Source organism: Legionella sp. km772, from assembly GCF_003989735.1.
In the GTDB taxonomy this organism is placed as follows: domain Bacteria; phylum Pseudomonadota; class Gammaproteobacteria; order Legionellales; family Legionellaceae; genus Legionella.
Genome location: NZ_RZGQ01000179.1, coordinates 1 through 5,243, shown reverse-complemented (window position 1 = coordinate 5,243; position 5,243 = coordinate 1). Strand labels below are relative to the sequence as shown.

Here is a 5,243-nt window from a genome sequence, read left to right as displayed (position 1 = left end):
AATCAAATAATCACTATAAAGATCAAGCATATCCATTTAATTCCCTCCCTAAAATTAAGGGCGGAATTCTAATGCTTTTTAGTCAAACTACAAGTTTATGTGCGTAACATGAGTAAGTAATAAAGTGGGGGGCGTAATTATTCCTTTAGGCCAAGCAACCACTATAGTTAATCCTTGATTGGGAGCTAATTTTTGCTCAGTGGTAAAAAATGCTTCATTTGCCTGTAATAGGGCTTGGTGGTAGTTTTTTTCGCGGGCCTGCTGGGCTCCTGTATAAGCCGTCATTTTGCTTATTTTGGTTTCTTGAGGCAATAGTACCGTTGCAGAGGCTTTCAGAATTGGGAAAACCCAGGCATTACCGGTAACATTCCAATATAATTCATCGTCATTGGCAAAAAATGCCAGTGCTCCATTGATGGAATAAGTGATTTCATAGGTATAGGTGGAAGGAGGAAGGTAACTCTTACTACTACCAATATAAATTCTAATTCCATTACTTAACTGCTGAATATGATATTCTTCCGGACGATTATCTCTTCGCACGCTAATTAGCTTAAAACCAAGATCATAGTTGAAGCCTTGGATAGTTTTATAGCGGGTGGGTAAGTCGCGATAAATACCATGTTGAATTTCTACACCATCAGTGCTGACATTAATAGTTTCCCTTACAACGATGGAGCTGTTTTTATTAATAACAATAGTACTATCATAGTCATTAATAACTGGTGGGGTTGCATGTGCAATAAATTGGCTAAAGAAAAGTAAAAGGCTAACTATAATTTTACTCACTTTGACGGTCCTTGTTAGCTTTCTTTGCTCGTAAAGTCAACGCGTGGCAGTTCTCTCTCTTTGCTATTTTCTATTTGGAAAAATTCAAAAGGTTCAAAACGAAAATAATTAGCAATGAAAACCTGAGGGATACTCTGCAGGGAGGTATTATAATCTCTTGTCGAGCCATTATAGTAACGCCTTGCTAGTTGAATCTGATCTTCAATGCCATTTAAATCTTTTTGTAATTGGATAAAATTTTCACTCGCTTTCAGATTCGGATAATTTTCGCCCACTGCGATTAAGTTGGCTATTCCCGATGATAAGGCACTATTTAATTGGCCCTTTTCTGCAATACTGGTGGTTTGACCAATAAGAGTCCGTAGTTCGGTTAATTTCTGCATGAGCTCGCTTTCATGCGTGGTGTAACCTTTTACCGTTTCAATTAAATTAGGAATTAAGTCATAACGTCGTTTCAATTGAACATCAATGCCACTCCAAGCTTCTTCTACTTGGTTTTTTTGCTTGATTAGACCGTTATAAAGAGAAACTAACCATAAGACAAGGAGGGCAACAATAATAAGGAAGGTCAGTAACATCATTTTTACTCTCATCATAGAGACTCAATCAAACTATAGATTCTGTTGATTAATTAATCAAATTTCCACTGTGCCCATCAGTTTGTTTAGTTTGCAATGTTGGCGAAATAACTCCGGAAGACAAGCGGGGATAAGAACAACCAACCACCATTTGGGGTAAAATAAAGCGTAAGCAAACATCATAGAACTGAGAAGGCACAAACTTACTATCAGGACAAAAGAACAAGCAATGACTAAGAGGCTAGTGAGCAGTTTATCAAGGTAATAAAAAACAGTTATTTTTATCCCTTTTTTCGCTTCAAAGAGCGTTATAAGTTTAAGGGTCTTTATGTAGGAGGGGGCATAAAAAAAAAGGAAAACTAAAAAGAAAAACTCAGGAGAGAGGATATTAAAAATGAACCATCGAATGTAACCGAGATGAAAGAACAAATCGACTAGGTACAACAGCATAACGAGTAATAAGAGCAAAAGTATAGCCCATGATTTGTGCATTTTTATAACTCCTAGCTGTATTTTTTAACTATAATTAAAGAAACAAAGTATGCTGAGTTTAGTATGGGAAGACATCGGGCAAAACGCAAAACTAGGGAGTTAGCATCCAGCTGTACTATTGATTTGATTAGCACGGCAGCCCAAGCGCCTTATCGAGTGAAAGCAAATAATCAAATTAACCCTGCAGAAAAACCAGAATATCAAGAAACCTTTGATATTTTGAAAAGGCATGGTTATGAGCTTACCTGGGCAATAGCTCCTAAAAGCGCTAAAGGGACAGGAACGACAGAACTTGGCGCAGTATGTATCGAACCTCAAGATAAAAAAGCACCTATTATTATTGCCTTTCGTGGTACTAAATCTACCTGGGATCTGCTTTCAGATTTGCGTTTAGGTCTTTTTGGTGTGGTCTCTAAGTCTTTTCGCGATGATGCATTTAATTTTTATAATGATGTGCGTAAAAAATACCCTGATCGGGAAATAATTTTAACCGGACATTCTTTAGGAGGACATATAGCTACTTATGTGGCCACCAAAGCCTACAATACTGACCCACGATTAGCTTATGAGCCTTTAGTGCAGGTACGAACTTTTAATTCTGCGCCCATAGAAACCACCCACCATAAAATTCTTAATTCCTCCTCTCATTTATTAGCGCGTTTTGTCAATTATCGTCTATCAAGCGATTTAGTTAGTGATTTACCTTTAAAAAAATATGTGGGTAATACCTTCGTTTTCCCTTGTGAGAAATGGAATTTCCAATCACATAGCATGAAGGTGATTAGAGCTCACTTACCGGCAGCAATATTTAAATTAGAGGTTGGAGCCAGTAAACATGGTTCAGCAGAGCACAACTCTCTTTTAGAAATGATACATGGAGTGTTAGCCAGTTATCAATCTCGGGTAAATGGGCAATATTTTTCACGTTTTCGTGCTGGAGCAAAAAATTTAGATGCTATGCAAGAGGTCTTTCCAGAGGTCATAAAACTAATAGAAAAAAAAGAATATAATCAAGCAATATTAAAATTGGTCGACCTTAAAGAGCAACTCAATGGCACGGTATCGCGTGCCATTGTGGATGTATTAATGCTAAGTACGAATAACGTTAAAATTCAGCAACAAATGAAGCTTGCAGAGTCTAAAGATCAATTAAGACAACAACAAAATGCCATGAAGGCTCAATTAAGAGAAGCGATTGTTGACCCTGATTTTTCTAGAGATGAGCCTCTAAGGCCTAAGTAGGCTATAACTCTCCTCACTGGCTTCATGCCTCATTCTCTCCGCGGTCTTACTGATTTGAGCTAATGGATCAGAGCGCTGGGTCCAAAAACCTAATGCCGCAATAGTCCCGATTACCCCAGCTCCAGCTCCAGGCACTCCTCCTAGTAAGAAACCACTTATTAGAGCTAAAGCAAGTGCCGCTATGCTAATCAATATCGTTTTTAAAAGGTGGGTGCTTGCACTGGGTTTAAATGTTTTACTTAAATCTATATAAGCGTCAACATCCGCAGCCGTTGCCTTATTTTTTTCTAGCTTGGTGATTAATTCTTTAGTGCTTTTGGCTAAACACATACATTGGGAAAAATCATAAAGCTTATTACCTTGAGCAAATTGTTTAAGGGTATGACTCTTTAGCTGAGCGACAGCAGCTAATAATTTTTTATGATTATGACTTAATATAATTTCAGGTTGATAGGCTAAAGCCTGAGTAAATAAACGCTCAATTTCTTGGTATTTATTACTCACTGTCCGAACCGGAATTAAAGGGCCTTTGTTTAATAACTCAGTAAATTCTATGCTTAAAGTGCCCTTACTGGTTTGGTAAAGCTCACCAAGCTCTTCTTCTGCTTTTTTACTCACCTTCATTTTAATGTGCGGCCATAGTGCCGCAACGGGACTTATTTTCTCAAACTGTTTTAAAAGCTTATAATAGTCAGAATTTTCTTGCGGTGTAAGCTCGTTTAGGTAATTTAAGGCTTCCTCTTCCACCAGTTCTTTTAATTTTTCTTGGGCTAGTTCATCGACTGTTTCTTCAAACGAAACAAAAGTATTTTTTTTGGAGTTATAAATGTAAATTTCGCCTTTTTCAAACTCATAATACCAGCCATGAATTTTTAATTTACCTTCCGCTAAGCGCTTAGCAACGGCGGGATGTGTTTTTAAATGCTCTATTTGTAAGAGTATATTGTTCTGGGTAAGTGATTTCAATTTTAAAGAAGGATCTTCATTTAAGTCAGGATGATGTTGATGCACATGATCCAACGCTTCTTTGGCATGACTAAGCCAAGCTGCGGTATTGGGGAGTATTTTTTCTACACCAGGCGTCATTAAGCCTTTCATCGCGCCGCAATGAGAATGGCCACATACAATAATTTCGCTAACCTCAAGATGTTGTAAGGCAAATTCACTACTTGACGCCTCTCCTGAGGGGGTAGCGGAATAGGGGGGAATAATATTACCCGGATTTCGAGCTACCAGAAGTTCGCCAAGTTGAGAGTTCGTAATTGAGCGGTGATCAATTCTTGAATCGATACAACCAAAAAACAATACATCGGGAGCTTGTCCTTTACTTAAGGCAGTATAAACCTGCTCATTTTCTTTGAACTGATTATTTTTAAAATGTCGTATACCTTTTAATAATCTTAGTGGCATAGGTGTCTCCTTTTAAAATAAATCCATTTCTCATTTTTGGGTTGAGTATACGGGGGAATTATTAAAAAGGCAGCAATATAATGTAATTATTTTAATGATTTAGATTTAATTATGGCCATTAAGAACATAATATTTGAAATTTAGGATGTACTCACATATTCTGTAGGCGAATTAGTTAGCAAGGAGCTGTTATGCCAGGAAAAGATTCTATCAATCCCATTGATGTTCAAAAAACTACTACTGTAGTGGCTTTTTTTAATGTAACAATGATGCCAATTGTACCTCGTTTAGGCGTGGGGCCTTCTTCCTTAATTTTGGGCCTGGGTTTTTATGCCTTGCACCAGCTTGGCAAAAATAAGCAGGCGGGTTCAGGATGGGTGCCTGGCTTGTTTTCATCCAAGCCAAGTGATTCCTTTGAGAGAGAGACTCTAATACGTAATATATGTACCGGGGGCGCCCGCGTGTATGACGAATTTATTCCTCCTAAAATTTAATTGTTTATAGGATGTGTAGGATGAATGGCTTAAGTCGTATAGTACTGGCTTATTTATTGTTCTTTAGTACGTTCACTCAGGCCGCATGTATTCCTGAACCTAATCCACATTCTACCTCCTTACTCATGTTACGCACATAAACTTGTAGTTTGACTAAAAAGCATTAGAATTCCGCCCTTAATTTTAGGGAGGGAATTAAATGGATATGCTTGATCTTTATAGTGATTATTTGATTTTC

Annotated in this window: 6 protein-coding genes; 2 read left to right on the top strand and 4 right to left on the bottom strand. The window is 37.6% G+C overall.

What is annotated here, in order from left to right; all coding sequences use genetic code 11:
• Positions 1–87: 87 nt before the first annotated feature.
• From ELY15_RS13145 to ELY15_RS13135, 3 genes are read right to left on the bottom strand one after another with little or no spacing between them, the layout of a single operon-like run.
• Complete coding sequence (locus ELY15_RS13145) at positions 88–789, bottom strand: DUF2207 domain-containing protein (protein ID WP_127100774.1); 702 nt, start codon at positions 787–789, stop codon at positions 88–90.
• Positions 790–803: 14 nt separating this feature from the next.
• On the bottom strand, positions 804–1,385 hold the full coding sequence (locus tag ELY15_RS13140) for a LemA family protein (protein WP_199744227.1): 582 nt from the start codon (positions 1,383–1,385) through the stop codon (positions 804–806).
• A 39-nt stretch (positions 1,386–1,424) separates the two neighbouring features.
• Positions 1,425–1,859: a hypothetical protein gene (locus tag ELY15_RS13135; RefSeq protein WP_127100772.1), complete on the bottom strand. Its 435-nt coding sequence runs from the start codon at positions 1,857–1,859 to the stop codon at positions 1,425–1,427.
• Between the two features lie 63 nt (positions 1,860–1,922).
• On the opposite strand from ELY15_RS13135, the gene ELY15_RS13130 reads away from it, so the two are divergent.
• The gene (locus ELY15_RS13130; protein WP_127100770.1) at positions 1,923–3,101 is read left to right on the top strand and encodes an Mbeg1-like protein; all 1,179 of its coding nucleotides are present in this window, start codon (positions 1,923–1,925) and stop codon (positions 3,099–3,101) included.
• On the opposite strand, the gene ELY15_RS13125 is transcribed toward ELY15_RS13130, so the two are convergent.
• Positions 3,087–4,511 carry a carbonic anhydrase gene (locus ELY15_RS13125; protein WP_127100768.1) on the bottom strand — a complete coding sequence of 475 codons (1,425 nt, stop codon included), beginning with the start codon at positions 4,509–4,511 and terminating at the stop codon, positions 3,087–3,089. The two genes, ELY15_RS13130 and ELY15_RS13125, sit on opposite strands and share 15 nt — an antisense overlap.
• 191 nt (positions 4,512–4,702) lie before the next feature.
• Here ELY15_RS13125 and ELY15_RS13120 point away from each other — a divergent pair, with 191 nt between their 5' ends.
• On the top strand, positions 4,703–5,005 hold the full coding sequence (locus ELY15_RS13120) for a hypothetical protein (RefSeq protein WP_127100766.1): 303 nt from the start codon (positions 4,703–4,705) through the stop codon (positions 5,003–5,005).
• The last annotated feature ends 238 nt before the right edge of the window (positions 5,006–5,243 follow it).